Source organism: Kitasatospora sp. NPDC096140, from assembly GCF_040303045.1.
In the GTDB taxonomy this organism is placed as follows: domain Bacteria; phylum Actinomycetota; class Actinomycetes; order Streptomycetales; family Streptomycetaceae; genus Kitasatospora.
Genome location: NZ_JBEOUW010000017.1, coordinates 54453 through 70849, shown reverse-complemented (window position 1 = coordinate 70849; position 16397 = coordinate 54453). Strand labels below are relative to the sequence as shown.

The following is a 16397-nucleotide window of genomic DNA, read 5'->3' as shown; positions in this document are numbered from 1 at the left end:
GGGACCCGGGCCGGGACGGTACGGAGCCCCGGAGCAGTGCGCGGTCGGCGCGAACTCCGGGGCTGCGGAGGGGCGGTGCGTTCTCCCGGGCCGCGAACGGGTGGCTGTGAACGGCTGACCGCGAACGGGCGGCCGCGAACGGGTGGCTGCGAACGGGCGGCCGTGCCCGGGTCAGGCCGGCCGGTGGACGTGGAACCCCCGCCCGCTCTTGCGGCCGAGCAGGCCGGCCTCGACCATCCGGGAGAGCAGCGGCGGCGGGGCGTACAGCGGCTCCTTGTACTCCTCGTACATCGACCGGGCGATCGCCTCGACGGTGTCCAGGCCGATCAGGTCGGCGAGTCGAAGCGGGCCCATGGGGTGGGCGCAGCCGTGGACCATGCCGGCGTCGATGTCCTCGGGGTCGGCGTGGCCGGCCTCGGCCATCCGGATCGCGGACAGCAGGTAGGGCACCAGCAGGGCGTTGACGACGAAGCCGGCCCGGTCCCGGGAACGGACGACGCGCTTGCCGAGGACGTTCGTCGCGAAGGCCTCCACCCGGCCGACGACGGCGGGGTCGGTGTGCAGCGAGGCGACCAGTTCGACCAGCGGCATCACCGGTGCGGGGTTGAAGAAGTGCAGGCCGAGGACGTGCGAGGCGCGCCCGGTGGTGATGCCGAGGCGGGTGACCGGGATCGCCGAGGTGTTGGTGGCCAGGACGGCGTCCTCGGCGACGAGCACCTTGTCCAGCGTGGTGAGCACCTCGGTCTTGACCCGTTCGTCCTCGACCACGGCCTCGACGACGAGCTGACGGTCGGCCAGCGCCTCCAGGTCGTCGGCGAACAGCAGGTGCGCCCAGGCGTCGGTGCGCTGCTGCTCGCCGATCCGGCCGCGGTCCACGGCGCGGTGCAGGGAGCGGTCGATCCGGCTGCGGGCGGCGCGCAGGGCGGCCCGGCCGCTCTCGCAGACGACGGTGTCGAGCCCGGCGCGGGCGAAGACCTCGGCGATGCCGGAGCCCATCTGCCCGGCCCCGACGACGGCCACACGGCGGATGTCGTTCATGAGCGTGCCCCTTCAGAGCGGATGCGGGTCGCCACGGGTCAGGCCACCGGGACGGTCGTGTGCACGAGGTGGCGGGCGTAGGCCTCGGTGGTCAGGAAGGCGGGCAGGTCCGCGCCGAGCGCGGTCTCCTCCAGGATCCGCACCGCGTCGTCCACCAGCACCGGATCGACGCCGTCCGCGAGCAGGGCTGCCCGCTCGCGGTCGATCAGGCGCCGCACCGTGTCCGGAGTGACGAGCGAGCCGCCGGTGAGCCGGGTGCAGTGGTGCTGCCACTGCCAGATCTGACAGCGGGAGATCTCGGCGGTGGCGACGTCCTCCATCAGCCCGAAGACGGCGACGGCGCCGGAGCCGTTCAGCCAGGCGACCAGGTAGCGCAGGGCGACGGCGACGTTGGCGCGCAGGCCCTGCTCGGTCGGCAGGCCGGCGGTCAGACGGTGGACGCCGAGCAGGTCGGCGGCGGTGACCTCGACGTCCTCGCGGGTGCGGTCGAGCTGGTTCGGGTGGTCCCCGAGGACCGCGTCGAAGGCGGTGCGGCAGGTGGCCACCAGGCCGGGGTGGGCGACCCAGGAGCCGTCGAAGCCGTCGCCGGCCTCGCGTTCCTTGTCGGCGCGGACCTTCGTCAGCGCGACGGCGTTGGCCTCCGGGTCGCGCTGCGGGATCGCGGCGGCCATGCCGCCGATGGCGTGGGCGCCCCGGCGGTGGCAGGTGCGCACCAGCAGGTCGGTGTAGGCGCGCATGAACGGCTGCGTCATGGTGAGGGTGGCGCGGTCGGGCAGGACGAAGCGCGGGCCGTGCTGGGCGAAGTTCTTGATCAGGCTGAACAGGTAGTCCCAGCGGCCCGCGTTGAGGCCCGCCGCGTGCTCGCGCAGCTCGTAGAGGATCTCGTCCATCTCGAAGGCGGCGGTGATGGTCTCGATGAGGACGGTGGCGCGGATCGTGCCGTGCGGGATGCCCAACTCGGCCTGGGCGAAGGTGAAGACCTCGTTCCAGAGCCGCGCCTCGTGGTGGCTCTCCAGCTTGGGCAGGTAGAAGTAGGCGCCGGAACCGGCCGCGATCTGGGGCCGGCCGCAGTGGAAGAGGTAGAGGCCGAAGTCGACCAGGGCGCCGACGGCCGGGCGGCCGTCGATCAGCAGGTGCTGCTCGTCCAGGTGCCAGCCGCGGGGGCGGACCACGATGGTGGCGGGGTCGTCCCCGACGTAGTAGCGCCTGCCGTCCGGGGTGGTGTCGTCGATCCGGCGGTCGATCGCGTCCAGCAGGTTGAGCTGGCCGGAGACCAGGTTGTGCCAGGTGGGGGAGGTGGCGTCCTCGAAGTCCGCGAGCCACACCTTCGCACCGGAGTTGAGGGCGTTGACGGTCATCCGGCGCTCGGGCGGCCCGGTGATCTCCACCCGGCGGTCGTGCAGGCCGGGACCGGCGCCGGCCACCCGCCAGGTGCGGTCCTCCCGGACGGCGCGGGTCTCCGGGAGGAAGTCCAGGGTGGCGCCGGCGGCCAACGCGGCGGCACGGCGGCCGCGTTCGGCGAGCAGCTCGGCGCGGCGGTCCGCGAACCGGTCGTGCAGGCGGGCGAGGAAGGCGAGCGCCTCGGGGGTGAGGATCTCGTCGAATCGGTCCTCGTGCGCTCCGAGGACCTCGATGCGGCTGGGCTGGCTCATCCGGCTCTCCAGGGGGCAGGCGGAAGGCGCCCTGGGCCTCGTCCCTCAACGAGGCCCAGGGCGGCGGGGTGGACGGCGGCTCGTCCCCAACGAGGCCGCCGGGGTGGCTCAGTGACCGTTCGGGCGTCCGGGGTGGCTCAGTGGCGCTCCGGTTCGCCCGGGGTGGCTCAGTGGAACTGCTCGGCCTCGGTGGAGCCGGTGAGCGCCAGGGTCTCGGCGTTCGGGTTGACGGCGGTGGAGACCAGGTCGAAGTACCCGGTGCCGACCTCGCGCTGGTGCTTCACCGCGGTGTAGCCGTCCGGCACGGCCGCGAACTCGGCCTCCTGCAGGTCGACGTAGGCGGTCATGCCGTGCTCGGCGTAGCCGCGGGCGAGCTGGAACATCGAGTGGTTGAGCGCGTGGAAGCCGGCCAGCGTGATGAACTGGAAGCGGTAGCCCATCGCGCCCAGCTCCCGCTGGAACTTGGCGATCCGGTCGTCGTCCAGCGCGGCCTTCCAGTTGAAGGACGGCGAGCAGTTGTAGGCCAGCATCTTGTCCGGGTACTCGGCCTTGAGCGCCTCGGCGAACTCGCGGGCCTGCGCGAGGTCCGGGGTGCCGGTCTCCACCCAGATCAGGTCCGCGTACGGGGCGAAGGCCAGGCCGCGGGAGATGACCGGCGCCATGCCGGGCTCGACCCGGTAGAAGCCCTCGGCGGTGCGCTCGCCGGTGCAGAAGCGGGCGTCGCGCTCGTCGACGTCGGTGGTCAGCAGGTTGGCGGCGAGCGCGTCGGTGCGGGCCACGATCAGGGTCGGCACGTCGGCGATGTCGGCGGCCAGGCGCGCCGAGTTGAGGGTGCGGATGTGCTGGGCGGTGGGGACGAGCACCTTGCCGCCGAGGTGGCCGCACTTCTTCTCGGAGGCGAGCTGGTCCTCGTAGTGGATGCCCGCCGCGCCGGCCGCGATCATGCCCTTGGTGAGCTCGAAGGCGTTCAGCGGGCCGCCGAAGCCGGCCTCGGCGTCGGCGACGATCGGCACCAGCCAGTCCGGGCCGTCGTTGCCCTCCGCCGCATCGATCCCGTCCGCCCGCAGCAGCGCGTTGTTGATCCTGCGCACCACCTGCGGAACGGAGTTGGCGGGGTAGAGGCTCTGGTCGGGGTAGGTCTGACCGGCCTGGTTGGCGTCGGCCGCGACCTGCCAGCCGGACAGGTAGATCGCCTGCAGTCCGGCCTTCACCATCTGCACGGCCTGCCCGCCGGTGAGTGCACCGAGGGCGTGGATGTAGTCCTGCTCGTGCAGTTGGGTCCACAGGCGCTCGGCGCCGCGCCGGGCCAGGGTGTGCTCCTCGCGCACCGTGCCGGACAGCCGCACCACGTCGGCCGCCGTGTACGTGCGCTCGACGCCCGCCCACCGCGGGTCGGAGGCCCACCGCGCGGCGAGCTCCGCCGCCTGCTGCTCCTGCTGCTGCCGAACCGACTGAGTCATGGGTCTGCTCCCCGAGGGTGCTGGTTTGCGAAGGGTGTGACGCACCTCACCGCAAGGGCGAGTGGGCGGCCGGACGGTGCCGGGCTGCGGTGGGTGCACCGCGGGACGTGGATGCCCGGACAGCCCACCGGACCGCGACCGACCTGGTGTTTCACTGCTGTCCTGCGCACCTCCCGGCCGCACCACCGACTCTGACAGCCTGTCGGGCCCGCCGTCACCGGTGGACCGGTGCCAACTTCTGCGAACGATCATCAGCGAATCTGCGAAGGTTGCGACGATCCGGCCCCCGCCCCGGCGGCTAGGCTGCCCCCACCGCATCCGCCCGGGGCGCGCACAGTGGAGGGAGCCACATGGGGAAGGCCTTCGCCGGCGCCAGGCTGCGCCGCCTGCGCGAGGAACGCGGCCTCAGTCAGGCCGCCCTCGCCCGGCTGATCGACCTCTCGCCCAGCTACCTCAACCAGCTGGAGCACGACGCCCGCCCGCTCACCGTCCCCGTCCTGCTGCGCCTCACCGAGGCCTTCGGAATCGAGGCCGGCTACTTCGCCCCGCCGGACAGCGCCCGGCTCACCGCCGAACTGCGGGACACGCTCGGCGAGGAGATCACCACCGGACGCGTCACCGCCGGCGACCTCGACGAGCTGGCCGGCCGACTGCCCGCCGTGGCACGGCTGTTGACGGATCTCGCCCGCGGCCGCCGGGACACGGCCGAACAGCTCGCCGTCCTCGCCGGGGACCGCGGCGCCGAGGCCGACGCCCGCACCCCGCACGAACAGGTCCGGGAGTTCTTCTACAGCCGCCGCAACTACGTCCACGAACTCGACACCGCCGCCGAGGAGTTGGCGAACTCCATCGAGCTGAGGCGCGGCGGGGTCAGGGAGGCGCTGACCGAACGGCTCGCCACCACGCACCGGGTCCGGATCGCCACCGGGGGCGGACAACTGCACCGGTACGACGAGCGGACCCGGACCCTGCACCTGTCGGACCGGCTGCGCCCCGGCCAGCGGGCCTTCCGGATGGCCACCCAGCTCGGCTACCTGGAACACGACTCCCTGCTGTCCGAACTCGCCGTCCAGGACAGCCCGGAGGGCTCCACCGCGTTCTCCCTCACCCGGATCGGGCTGGCCAACTACTTCGCCGCCGCCCTCGTCCTGCCGTACACCGCCTTCCACGCCCAGGCGGAGGCGGCGCGTTACGACATCGAGCACCTCGCCGACCACTTCGGCGTCGGCTACGAGACCGTCTGCCACCGCCTCAGCACCCTCCAGCGCTCAGGCCTGCGCGGCGTGCCGTTCTCCTTCGTCCGCGTCGACCGGGCCGGCAACGTCTCCAAGCGGCAGTCCGCCACGCCCTTCCACTTCTCCCGCACCGGCGGCACCTGCCCGCTGTGGAACGTCTACGACGCCTTCGCCTCGCCGGGCCGGGTCCACGTCCAGGTCGCCGCCATGCCCGACGGCCGCCGCTACCTCTGGACCGCCCGCGCCGTCACCCGCTCACCCGGCGGCTGGGGCCGCCCCGGCAAGACCTTCGCCATCGGCCTCGGCTGCGAGATCCGCCACGCCGGACGGCTGGTGTACTCGGCCGGCCTCGACCTCGGCGACGAGAGCGCCGCCATCCCGATCGGCCTCGGCTGCAAGGTCTGCGAACGTCCCGCCTGCCCGCAGCGCTCCGCGCCCGCCATCGGCCGCCCACTGGCCGTCGACGAGCGCACCAGCACCTTCGTCCCCTACGCCGCGGTACCCGACCCCCGGAGCTGACGGCCGGAAACGGCGGCTCCGTCCTCGTCCCGGGAACGCCGGAGGCCGGTCGGGGCGACGTGGTGTCGCCTCGACCGGCCTCCGGTGGTGTGACGGTGGGACGGTCCGTGCCTCAGTGTGCGGAGGCGGCGGTCTCCGGGGCGCTCCCCGGCGTTGCGACGGCGGCCGCGGTCGCCGGCTTCGGGTTGAGGAGTCGTTCGGCGAGGTGGCCGAACAGCAGTCCGAAGGAGGTCCAGAGGGTGAGCTGGATGGCGAGTGCGGCGAGACGGAACTGCCAGAGGAGGGTGGCCGAGAAGTCCTCGGGGACCTCGTTGATGGCGGGCAGGAAGGCGTAGGCGAGGCCGACGGCGACGGTGAAGCCGAGGACGGCGACGACGGTGGCGTACCAGGTGCCCAGGCGTGGTGCGAGGCGCTTGCCGACGATCACGGCGGCGACGGCCAGCAGCACGCTGAGCGCCATCATCAGGAAGTACAGCGTGGTGCGCTTGCCGATGGTCTCCGGGTCGCCCACCGACGGCGGGTTGGCCGGGTACTTGAGGAACGGCACGACGTAGACCGCGACGAGCGCGACGCCGGACAGCAGGGCTGCGGTGGCGCGCGGGGAGAAGCGGCCGACGCGGCCGAGGGCGAAGCAGTAGGCGAGGGCGGCGATGCCGCCGAGGGCGACGCCGTAGACGAGGACGCCGGTGGCCAGGCCCGCGGTGGACTGCAGGGAGCGGCTGACGATCTCCATCTCGGGTGCGCCGGGGGCGGCGTGGGCGTCCTCGTAGGCGATGGCTGCGTCCACGCGGGGTTCGCCGAGCAGGTAGGCGACGATGAGGGCGAGCAGGCCGGCGGCGAGGCCGGCGAGCATGCCGCGGACGAGCAGGGATCTGACGTTCACGGAGTTCACTGGTCTGTTTCCCCTGTTTTCCCTGGTCAGTGGCAGGGGAAGCCGAGCAGGTGGCGGCCGTCGTGGACCCACTCGTGGACGTCTTCGCCGGAGATGAGGGAGGTGGCGCCCTGCTCGGCGCCGACGAAGTAGATCAGGGCCATGAGCAGGATGCCGAAGAAGACGGCCCAGGGCAGGATCGCCTTGACGGAGATGGGGGTGACCGCCGGAGCGGTGGCGGCGGGGGCGATGGGGTGAGCCATGGCCGACCTCCTTCTGGGAACACGCGTCCCGTTCGGTGGAGCACGGACGACGGAGGCGGGTCTGACTGGCCGGGCCGAGGCGGGGGCCAGGGCTACGGCTTCACAGTGGCGCGACCGTGCCGGGTTCTCACCGGCTTCCGCGCACCGTCGTCTTCAGTTGTCGCAGGGACGGTACCGTGTCGCGAACGTCCGGCCAATGGCTTGACAGGGGGCTCACGGGCGCGCACCCGGCGCGTCGGACGGCGGGAGCACCGGTACGCACACGCGCGAAGGCCCAGTTCGGGGCAGGGAGGGGGACGGGTGACCGTCCGCGTGATCTTCATCGCACCGTCGATCGGAGCCGAACTGCGGGAGGCGAGATTCGGCGACGACGCCCCGCCGGAGGAGGCCGGCCTGGCCGCCGCCCGCGCGGCAGCCGGTGTGCTGCCCCCGGCGGCCCGTTCCTTCACCTCGCCCTCGGCGCGCTGCCGGCTGACCGCGGAGGCCCTCGGCCTCGCCGCCGCGCCGGCCGCGTCGCTGGCGGACCTGGACGTGGCCGACTGGCGCGGGCAGCGGCTGGAGGACGTCGCGGCCCGGGACCCGCAGGCGGTGTCGCGCTGGCTGACCGACCCGGAGGCGGCCCCGCACGGCGGGGAGTCGGTCACGGCGCTGTGCGCACGGGTGGGCGGCTGGCTGGACGGGCTGGCCGGGGACGGCGGGCGGGTCCTGGCGGTGGCCGAACCCGCGGTCGTCCGGGCCGCGGTGGTACGGGCGCTCGACCTGCCACCGACGGTGTTCTGGCGCCTCGACGTCCGGCCGCTGTCGGCCACCGAGCTGTCCGGCCGCGCAGGCCGCTGGAACCTGCTCTGCGGGACGGCTCTGATGCCGGTGTGACGGTGCCGTCGTGAGGGTGCCGGCAGGGTGCCGTCGGTGAGCGGGAAGCAGTCGGTCGGTCGTGGGCCTACAGCGGCAGCTCGACCACCACGGGCCGGTGGTCCGAGACCGGCGTCCTCGGAGCCCGCGCCGGCTGGGACGGGTGCGGCCCGAGCCTGGTGGCGAGCACGTGGTCGAGCTGCACCAGGGGGCGGTGCGACGGGAAGGTGCGGACGCGGGCAAGGCGGCGCCAGCCCGGCCGGGCCGGCAGGCCGGCGGTCTGCGGCGGTGGAGTCGCGCGCGGCGGGGGAGTCGCGGGCTTCGACGGAGCGAGGAACTCGGCCGTGCCGAGGGCGGCCGCGGGGATGGCGCCGGGGATGTTGAAGTCGCCCAGCAGTACGTGCGGCCGGGGCAGGCCGGCGATCCAGCGGTGTACGGCGAGGAGTTGGCGGAGGTTCCACCCCGGGACGAACGACAGGTGCAGCGCCACCGCGGTGAACGGGCCGCGCCGGCCCTGCAGGACGGCGGCCAGTGCCACGCGCGGATGGTCGCGGATCACCGTGAGGCCCGCGCGTCCGGACACCGGTAGGGGCACGGCGACGGGCGGTGCGCCGAACCGCCGGGCCCGCCAGTCCAGGACGGGCAGCCGGGACAGCAGCGCGATGCCGTGCGAGGGGACCTCGCCGTCCTGCCCGGCGTCCTTCGGCCCGTACACCCGCAGCCCCGGTTCGGACCGGTCGGGGGCCCAGGTCCGCCCCGGCCCGGACCGGGCGTGGAACGCCGAGGCGTAGCGCCAGTCCGCGGCGCCGGTCGCCTCGGCGATCGCGCGCGCCTGGTCCACGCGGCCCGACCGCTCCTGGAAGCGGTCGAGTTCCTGCAGCGCCACCACGTCGGCGTCCAGGGAGACGACGGCGTCGACGAGCGGGTGTACGCCGGCGGTGTCGGAGGCCGGCCCTGGCGGGCGGCCGTCGTCCGGGAGTTGCTGCCCGTGCAGGACGTTGAAGGTCGCGAGGCGCACCAGCGCGGAGCCGATCATGGAGGGACGCTACCAACAGCGCCCCGGGGCCGGAGCGTTGGAGGGTCCCGGCGGCCCGCCCGGCGGGGACGGACCGTACGACGAAGCTCCCGGCCGTCGGCGGTGGTCACGGTCGTGACCCGCCGACGGCCGGGAGCTTTCAGCACGCGGTCAGCAGGGGAAGGTGCCGCTGTAGAGGGCGTGTCCGGAGGAGGAGGTCCCTGAGCCGAAGCCGTAGATGCCGTCGTCGCTCCAGACGGCCTCGCGGAAGCCGTTGACGCAGGTGGACGTCGGCGCGATCGCGAAGCCCTCCAGGTTGTCGACCGGCATGACGGCCGGGTTCGTGTAGGTCACGTCCGGGACGATCGCGCCGGCGGCGTCGACCTTCATGAAGGTGTGCGTCTCGCCGCAGGTGTTGTCGCAGGTCGCGACGAGGCGCTGGGTGCCGGCGTCGAAGGTCACGTCCATGACGGAGACCTTGCCGGTGGCGATCGTGCCGAAGGTGGTGAACGTGCCGTCGGAGTTCAGGCCGTACACGTGCAGGGTGCCGTCCCACTCCAGACCGGCGAAGTACAGGCCCGCCCCGTGCAGCGGGTAGTTCGCCGGGTTGTAGGCGGAGCCGGTGAGCGGGTCGACCCAGCCGTTCGTGGTCAGCCAGCTGTCCGGCACGTAGCCGACGCCCTCGAAGCCCAGGTTGGCGTCGTCCTTGCTGCCGGTGTTCAGCTGCGGGAACTGCGAGGTCATGTCCCACTGGTGGACCGGGGTGAGGGTCGAGCCGGTCGCGGCCGGGTCGAACTCCATGATCGTGTCCTTGGGGACGGTGTTGTTGCTGTTGTCGCGCTCGGACGTCACGTAGAGGTGGCCGTTGGGGCCGACCGTCAGGCCCTCGGAGTCCGGCTGGCCGGAGCCGCCCGCGGAGCGGATCTGCTTGCCGGTCGCGCTCCAGGAGGCGTCCGGGATCCACTTGCCGTTGCTCTTGACCAGCTTGAACAGCCAGTTCTTGTTCTTGGCCGCCCACAGCACGGACGGGTTGGCCGGGTCGAAGGCCAGGCCGCTGACGTCACGGCCCTCGGGGCCGGTGGACGTGGTGAACGCGCAGACGTTGTCGGCGATCGTGACGTCCAGCCCGCCCGGCCACGCCAGGGTGCCCGCCGGGGTGGAGCCCGTACCGGAGGGCGCCTCGGGGGTGCAGCCGCTGGTGAGCGCGCCGCCGCCGCCCAGCAGGTGGCCGGTCTGACCGCCACCGCCCCCGCCGCCGGCGCCCGTGCAGGAGTTCGCGCTGCCGAACGTCGCGGTCACGGAGGTCCGGAAGCCGCCGGTGCACCGCTCGTCGGACGGTGAGGCGCCACCGGCCGCCCAGGTCACCGAGTCGACGGTGTTGCCGCTGCCGTCGATCAGGAACAGCGAGTCGTTGCCGCCCAGGCCGATGGTGGAGTTGAACGTGACGTAGCCGCCCGCGGGGATGGTGGTCGCGCTCGGCGAGGAGGACGAGACGGAGACCGGGGAGTGCGTGGTGTCGTTGTCGACGTACTTCCACGACCCGATGCCGACCGCACTCGTGCCGCTGTTGTACAGCTCGACGGTGTCCGCGCCGTCCGCGGTGACCTCGTTGATCCGCACCTTGCTCGCGGCCGGGATCGACGCCGGGCAGCCGCCGGCGTTGGCGGAGCCGAAGGTGGTAGCCGCAGTCGCGGTCACCCACGTCCCGGTGCCGTCGCCGCCGCAGCGGGCGATCGCCGGCTTGGCGTTGTCGGTCGCCCAGTCGACGCGGTCGACCACGGTGCCGTCGGCGGTGTAGATCACCACCTTGTCCGAGTCACCCAGCCCCTTGGGCGAGTTGAAGGTGACGAAGCCGCCGGCCGGGATGGTGGTGGAGGACGGGCTGAACGCCTGCGGCGTGAAGCCGTCGTCGGACATCTTCCAGCCGCTGATGCTCACCGCGGTCGAGCCGCTGTTGAACAGCTCCACGGTGTCGCTGTTGGACGAGGTGACCTCGTTGATCCGAACGTTCTGGTAGCCGGCCGGGTCCGCGGCCGCCGCGGGCTGTGCGGCGACGATCCCGGTGACGACGATTCCTGACAACGTCAAAGCCGCGGCGCACAGGGAGGCGACACCGGCGCGTGAGTGTGAGGTAGGCACGAGGCCGAACTCTGGTGACGCAACGTTGAAACAGCGTGTACGGGGGCTGAATGCCGCCTGCTGACCTCCGGAACGCTCCGGAACGCTCGGGAACGTCCCGGAAGGTTCGGGAACACCCCGGAACACAAGGAACACCCCGAACACCCCGGAACGCCGGGCGCGGGCCGGCGGCCGCGCGCTCCGACCGCCCCTGGCCGCGGGCCGGTCCGGGGGGCCTCCTACCATCGTCTGGCATCCCTCGACGGACGCTGCTGCCTGCTCGGCCGCGTGCCCGCCGTCCGGCACCCCACACGACACGACGACCCCACCGCCCGGCGATGGTGTCGTGCACCTTGGAGGAACGTTCATGCAAGCCCGGAAGATCGGCGCGGCCGCCGCGACAGCGGTGGCGCTCCTGGCTGCCCGCGACCTCATGCAGAAGCGGCACGCGCTGCTCCGGAACTTCCCGGTGGTCGGGCACGCCCGGTACCTGCTGGAGCGGATCGGGCCGGAGCTGCGGCAGTACATCGTGACCTCCAACGAGGAGGAGCGCCCGTTCAGCCGTGACCAGCGCACGTGGATCTACGCGTCGGCGAAGGAGGAGAACAACTACTTCGGGTTCGGCACCGAGGTCGACGTCGAGCACGTCCAGGGCCACGCCTACGTCAAGCAGCGCACGTTCGCCGGCGCCCTGCCCGACGCGCACGACCCGCAGGCCCCGCTGCCCTCGGCCAAGGTGCTCGGCGGGCCGCGCGGGCGCGCCAAGGCGTTCCGGCCGGCCAGCGTGGTGAACATCTCGGCGATGAGCTTCGGATCCCTCTCGGGCGCGGCCGTCACGGCGCTCAACAAGGGCGCGGCGCTGGCGGGCACGATGCACAACACGGGCGAGGGCGGCCTCTCGCCGTACCACCGCAACGGCGGTGACCTCGTCCTCCAGCTCGGGACGTCGTACTTCGGCTGCCGCAACGAGGACGGCAGCTTCAACCTCGACAAGCTCAAGGACGTCGTCGCCGGAGCCCCGGTCAAGGCGATAGAGATCAAGCTCTCCCAGGGTGCCAAGCCCGGGCTGGGCGGGATGCTGCCGGGTGCGAAGGTGACCCCGGAGATCGCCGGGATCCGCGGCATCCCGGTCGGCGAGGACTGCGCCTCCCCGTCGCGGCACAGCGCGTTCGGCGACGTCGACTCGATGCTCGACTTCGTCGAGCTGCTCGCCACCGAGACCGGCCTGCCGGTCGGGGTGAAGAGCGCGGTGGGCGAGATGGGCTTCTGGCAGGAGCTGGCCACCCTGATGGCGCGCGGCGACCGCGGGGTCGACTTCGTGACGATCGACGGCGGCGAGGGCGGCACCGGGGCGGCCCCGCGGATGTTCGCCGACTCGGTGTCGCTGCCGTTCCGGATGGGCTTCTCCCGGGTCTACGGCACCTTCGCCGAGCTGGGGCTGACCGACGAGCTGACCTTCATCGGCTCCGGCAAGCTCGGTCTGCCCGAGAACGCCGCGGTCGCCTTCGCCCTCGGGGTCGACATGATCAACGTCGCCCGTGAGGCGATGCTGTCGATCGGCTGCATCCAGGCCCAGAAGTGCCACACCGACAAGTGCCCCACCGGCATCGCGACCCAGAACCCGTGGCTGGCCCGCGGCCTCGACCCGGCCTCGAAGGCCACCCGGGCCGCCGTCTACCTGCGCACCCTGCGCAAGGAGCTGATGAAGGTCTCGGCGGCCGTCGGCGTGGCCCACCCGGCACTGATCACGGCGAACGACATCGAGATCATGAACGGCGACTACGACGCCCGCTCCCTGGCCGGCGTCTACGGCTACAAGGAGGGGTGGGGCGAGCTCGGCCCGCAGCTCGCCGCCGAGATCACGGCCCTCGTCACGGGCGGGCCGGCCTCCCACGGGAAGCCGACCGTCTGACGCGCCGACGGCGCCGATCGGGCCGGCCGGGCCGATCAAGCGGCCCCGGCCGGCCCGACCCGTCGGTGCTCAGCCGCGCAGGACGGCGCTGAGCACCGACGGGCGGAACAGCAACGACGGCGGCTCCACCAGCGACATCACCTCGTGGAACGCCGCGGTGACCAGGGGGTCGCGGGTGGCGCCGGCCAGCACCTTGTCCAGGAAGCGGTGCTGGAGCTTGAGCAGGGCGCCGGTGGGCGCGCCGGTGGTGGTGTCGAAACGGGCGTCCTCGGCGCAGGACATCACCCACGGGTTCTTGGACGCCGCCGCGACGGCGCGCCGCGCGTCCCGGGCCGCGGCGTGGCCGATGCCGCCGTGCCGCCGCACGGTCCGCCGCAGCTCCCGGGCGCAGAACAGGGCGACGGTGACCCCCTGGCCGTACACCGGGTTGAAGGTGCTCGCGGCGTCGCCGACCGCCACCAGGCCCTCCGGACCGCTGCGTTCGTAGTGCCGCCGCACGCCGGGGCCGGGGAGGAAGCCGCGCACCTCGCCCGCGGGTTCGGCGTCCCGCAGCACTTCGCGGAGCAGCGGGTCGCGCAGTCCGGCGAGGTGCTCGGTGAACCCCTCCTCGCCGGGCCGGGGTTCGGCGCCGCGCATCCCGGCGAGGCTGACGATCCAGCGGTCGCCCTCGACCGGCAGCAGGACGCCCATCCGCGGTGCTTCCGGTGCCTTGGTCTGCAGGTAGATCGCCTGGCCGCCGAGGTCGACCCCGGCCGGGCGGTGGAACAGCCGGGAGGTGTACGCCACACCCGCGTCCACCCGCTGCTCGGGCACCGGGCGGCAGCCCAGCTCCGTCAGCCACTTCGGCACCGAGGTCGAGCGGCCGGCCGCGTCCACCACCAACTCGGCGGGGAGGTCACGCACTTCGCCGCGCTCCGGGCCCCGCTCGCGGACCTTCACCCCGGTCACCGCCCCGGCCGACCCGAGCAGGCCGACCACGTCGGTGCCCTCCAGGAACTCGATCGAGGAGTCGGCGCGGACCCGCTCCAGGACGAGCTGGTCCAGCACCGGCCGGGTGCAGGAGAGGAAGGCCATCTGCGCCGGGTACTCGGCCATCCACCCCGCGGAGCAGAGCCACCTCACCTCCGAGGTGGTCACCCGCAGCGCACCCGCGTCCATCAGCTCCTGCTTGATGCCGGGAAACATCTCCTCCAGGACCCGGTGCCCGGCCTCCAGCACCAGGTGGGCGTGCCGTCCCTGCGGCACCCCGGCCCGGAACGCCGGTTCCGCCGGGTAGTGGTCCCGCTCCACGACGACGATCCGCTCCGCGTGGCCGCGCAGCGCCCAGGCCGCCCCCAATCCGGCCAGTCCGCCGCCGATCACGACCGCAGTGCCCAGCCCGGGGGTCTTATCCGAAGAAGTCATGACACGTAGCGTAGTGGCGCGCCGGGGGCTCCGTGATCGTTTCGGTCGGAGGAGGAACGCCGGTGCTCCCGGCCGCTGTTGACGTCCGCTCGGATCGACCGGCACGCCGGCTCCCCGGGGCGGGCCGCCAAGCGGTCGGGAGGGTGCCGGCGGCAAGGGGGCGCCGGGTGCCGGGAGCAGGCGGGAGCAGGCGGGCGCAGGCGGGCGCTAAGGAAGCGTCAAGATCGGTGCCCGGCGGTGTCAAGGAGGCGTCAGGACCACCCGTGCACCGGTCGGTGCGGCACTAGCGTCGCGCGGCGGAAGAGCGAACGAAAAGCAGAAACGGTTCGGCGCTCGGGGTCTTCGGCGCGCCCGAACCCCCGGCCGACCGTGCCACGGGGGAAAGGGACGTGCGGTCATGACGACCTCCACGGAGCACAGGGCGACCACCTCGAACGAGGCGGTTCCGCCGGAGACGGCGGAACCCGCCCCACCGGGCACCCTGGCCCGCCTCGGCCGCCGTGCGCGGACGATCGGCAGCCGGGACCACTGGACCACCCCGCGCCTGGTGCGCGGCCTCACCGCGCTGAGCCTCGCCGCCCTGCTCGGCCTCGGCGCCACCGCCACCGCCGTACTCGGCGGCGCCCGCGACGGCACCGACACCATCGGCCACCGGGACGCCCCGCAGGCCACCCGCGCCGCCGACCTCTACTTCGCGCTCAGCGACATGGACGCCCAGGCCGCCAACCTGCTGCTGGTCGGCGCCGACCCCGAGTACACGACCCTGCGCAAGCAGACCCTGGACACCTACGAGCAGCGCCGCGCCCAGGCCGACGACGACCTGCAGCAGGCCGCCCGGGCCGCGGCCGACGACCCGGCCGGGCAGCGCGCCGTCCGGCTCGTCCTGGACCGGCTCGGCAGCTACGAGGCGCTGGTCGCCCGGGCGCAGCTGCTGGAGGAGCAGGCGAACTCGCCCGCCGGGCAGCCCTCGCCGGCCGCGCTGGAGACCTACCGGCAGGCCACCGACCTGCTGCGCGGCCGACTCCTGCCCGCCGCCGACCAGGTCACCGTCACCAGCGACGCCTCCGTCGAGCGCGTCTACCTTCAGCAGCGCGACGCCCTGGGCAGCGGCCGGTGGTGGCTGCTCGCCGTCGGCCTGCTCGCCCTCGCGGCGCTGCTCGGCCTCCAGCGCGCCCTCGCCGTGCGCTACCGCCGGGTGGTCAACCCGGCGCTGGCCGCGGTGACCCTGCTGACCGGCGTGGTGCTGGTGACCGGGCTGAACCTGGTGGGCCGCGCCGAGGACCACCTGGTGACCGCCAAGAGCAACGCCTACGACTCGGTGATCGCTCTCAGCCGGGCCCGCGCCGTCGCGTTCGACATGAACGCCGACGAGAGCCGCTACCTGATCGACCCGACCCGCGCCGTCGTGTACGAGCAGGCCTTCCTGGAGCAGACCCAGGCGATCGCCCGGATCGACGGGGCCACCCTCGCGGACTACAACGCCCGGCTGGCCGACGCGGCCGGCCGCCACCGCGCCGACCGTACGGCGGTCCCCTTCGGCGGGTACCTCGGCAGCGAGCTGCACAACGTCACCTTCCCGGGCGAGCAGGACGCCGCCGAGCGCGTGCTGGACACCTTCCAGCAGTACCAGCTGACCGACCGCAGGATCCGCGAGCTGAGCACCGCCGGGAGGCTCAAGGAGGCGGTCACGCTCAACACCGGGCTCTCGAAGGGGCAGTCCAACTACGACTTCGAGCAGTTGGGCGCCGCGATCGGGGACACCATCGCGATCAACGCCACTGCGATGGACCGGGCGGTCGCCGAGACCGACGGGGACCTGGACGGCACCACGGCGGCCCTGGCAGCCGGTGTGCTGGCGGTGGCGCTGGGCCTCGCCGCGGTCGGGGTGCGGCCGCGGCTGCGCGAGTACCGGTAGCCGGGCGCTCCGAGGCGCCGCCGGCCGGCCGACGGCCGGTCACCGTCGGCGGGCCGGCGGGCTCCCGGTCCTCACCGGTCGATGACAACTCGGTTTCGGTGCAAGGACGTTGGGTGCAACGACGGCCGCACCGGGGAACCCTG

At 73.4% G+C, this 16397-nt stretch carries 12 protein-coding genes; 4 read left to right on the top strand and 8 right to left on the bottom strand.

The genetic code is table 11. The features are described from left to right. Positions 1–171: 171 nt before the first annotated feature. From ABT048_RS19535 to aceA, 3 genes are all read right to left on the bottom strand, one after another. Positions 172–1038 (bottom strand): 3-hydroxybutyryl-CoA dehydrogenase, encoded by an 867-nt coding sequence (locus tag ABT048_RS19535; RefSeq protein ID WP_350522661.1) that lies wholly within the window; start codon positions 1036–1038, stop codon positions 172–174. A gap of 38 nt (positions 1039–1076) precedes the next feature. After that, positions 1077–2690, bottom strand: coding sequence for a malate synthase A (gene aceB, locus ABT048_RS19530; RefSeq protein WP_350522660.1), 1614 nt, complete (start codon positions 2688–2690; stop codon positions 1077–1079). Between the two features lie 167 nt (positions 2691–2857). Then, complete coding sequence (aceA, locus tag ABT048_RS19525; protein WP_350522659.1) at positions 2858–4150, bottom strand: isocitrate lyase; 1293 nt, start codon at positions 4148–4150, stop codon at positions 2858–2860. A gap of 350 nt (positions 4151–4500) precedes the next feature. Between aceA and ABT048_RS19520 the strand changes: the two genes are divergently transcribed. Next, the gene (locus tag ABT048_RS19520; RefSeq protein ID WP_350522658.1) at positions 4501–5904 is read left to right on the top strand and encodes a short-chain fatty acyl-CoA regulator family protein; all 1404 of its coding nucleotides are present in this window, start codon (positions 4501–4503) and stop codon (positions 5902–5904) included. 112 nt (positions 5905–6016) lie between these two features. Here ABT048_RS19520 and ABT048_RS19515 read toward each other — a convergent pair whose 3' ends face one another. Both ABT048_RS19515 and ABT048_RS19510 read right to left on the bottom strand, forming a co-directional pair. After that, positions 6017–6796, bottom strand: coding sequence for a CbtA family protein (locus tag ABT048_RS19515; protein ID WP_350522657.1), 780 nt, complete (start codon positions 6794–6796; stop codon positions 6017–6019). A 26-nt stretch (positions 6797–6822) separates the two neighbouring features. Next, positions 6823–7038, bottom strand: coding sequence for a CbtB domain-containing protein (locus tag ABT048_RS19510; RefSeq protein WP_350522656.1), 216 nt, complete (start codon positions 7036–7038; stop codon positions 6823–6825). A gap of 300 nt (positions 7039–7338) precedes the next feature. On the opposite strand from ABT048_RS19510, the gene ABT048_RS19505 reads away from it, so the two are divergent. Continuing rightward, positions 7339–7911 (top strand): histidine phosphatase family protein, encoded by a 573-nt coding sequence (locus tag ABT048_RS19505; RefSeq protein WP_350522655.1) that lies wholly within the window; start codon positions 7339–7341, stop codon positions 7909–7911. A gap of 67 nt (positions 7912–7978) precedes the next feature. Here the strand turns inward: ABT048_RS19505 and ABT048_RS19500 are convergent, their stop codons facing one another. Both ABT048_RS19500 and ABT048_RS19495 read right to left on the bottom strand, forming a co-directional pair. Next, the gene (locus ABT048_RS19500) at positions 7979–8926 is read right to left on the bottom strand and encodes an endonuclease/exonuclease/phosphatase family protein (protein ID WP_350522654.1); all 948 of its coding nucleotides are present in this window, start codon (positions 8924–8926) and stop codon (positions 7979–7981) included. Between the two features lie 150 nt (positions 8927–9076). Beyond that, positions 9077–10987, bottom strand: coding sequence for a lamin tail domain-containing protein (locus tag ABT048_RS19495; protein WP_350522653.1), 1911 nt, complete (start codon positions 10985–10987; stop codon positions 9077–9079). A 403-nt stretch (positions 10988–11390) separates the two neighbouring features. On the opposite strand from ABT048_RS19495, the gene ABT048_RS19490 reads away from it, so the two are divergent. Beyond that, positions 11391–12935 (top strand): FMN-binding glutamate synthase family protein, encoded by a 1545-nt coding sequence (locus ABT048_RS19490; protein ID WP_350522652.1) that lies wholly within the window; start codon positions 11391–11393, stop codon positions 12933–12935. Between the two features lie 69 nt (positions 12936–13004). On the opposite strand, the gene ABT048_RS19485 is transcribed toward ABT048_RS19490, so the two are convergent. After that, positions 13005–14339, bottom strand: coding sequence for an NAD(P)/FAD-dependent oxidoreductase (locus tag ABT048_RS19485; protein WP_350522651.1), 1335 nt, complete (start codon positions 14337–14339; stop codon positions 13005–13007). Between the two features lie 397 nt (positions 14340–14736). On the opposite strand from ABT048_RS19485, the gene ABT048_RS19480 reads away from it, so the two are divergent. After that, positions 14737–16254: a GlnX family signal transduction membrane protein gene (locus tag ABT048_RS19480; protein WP_350522650.1), complete on the top strand. Its 1518-nt coding sequence runs from the start codon at positions 14737–14739 to the stop codon at positions 16252–16254. The last annotated feature ends 143 nt before the right edge of the window (positions 16255–16397 follow it).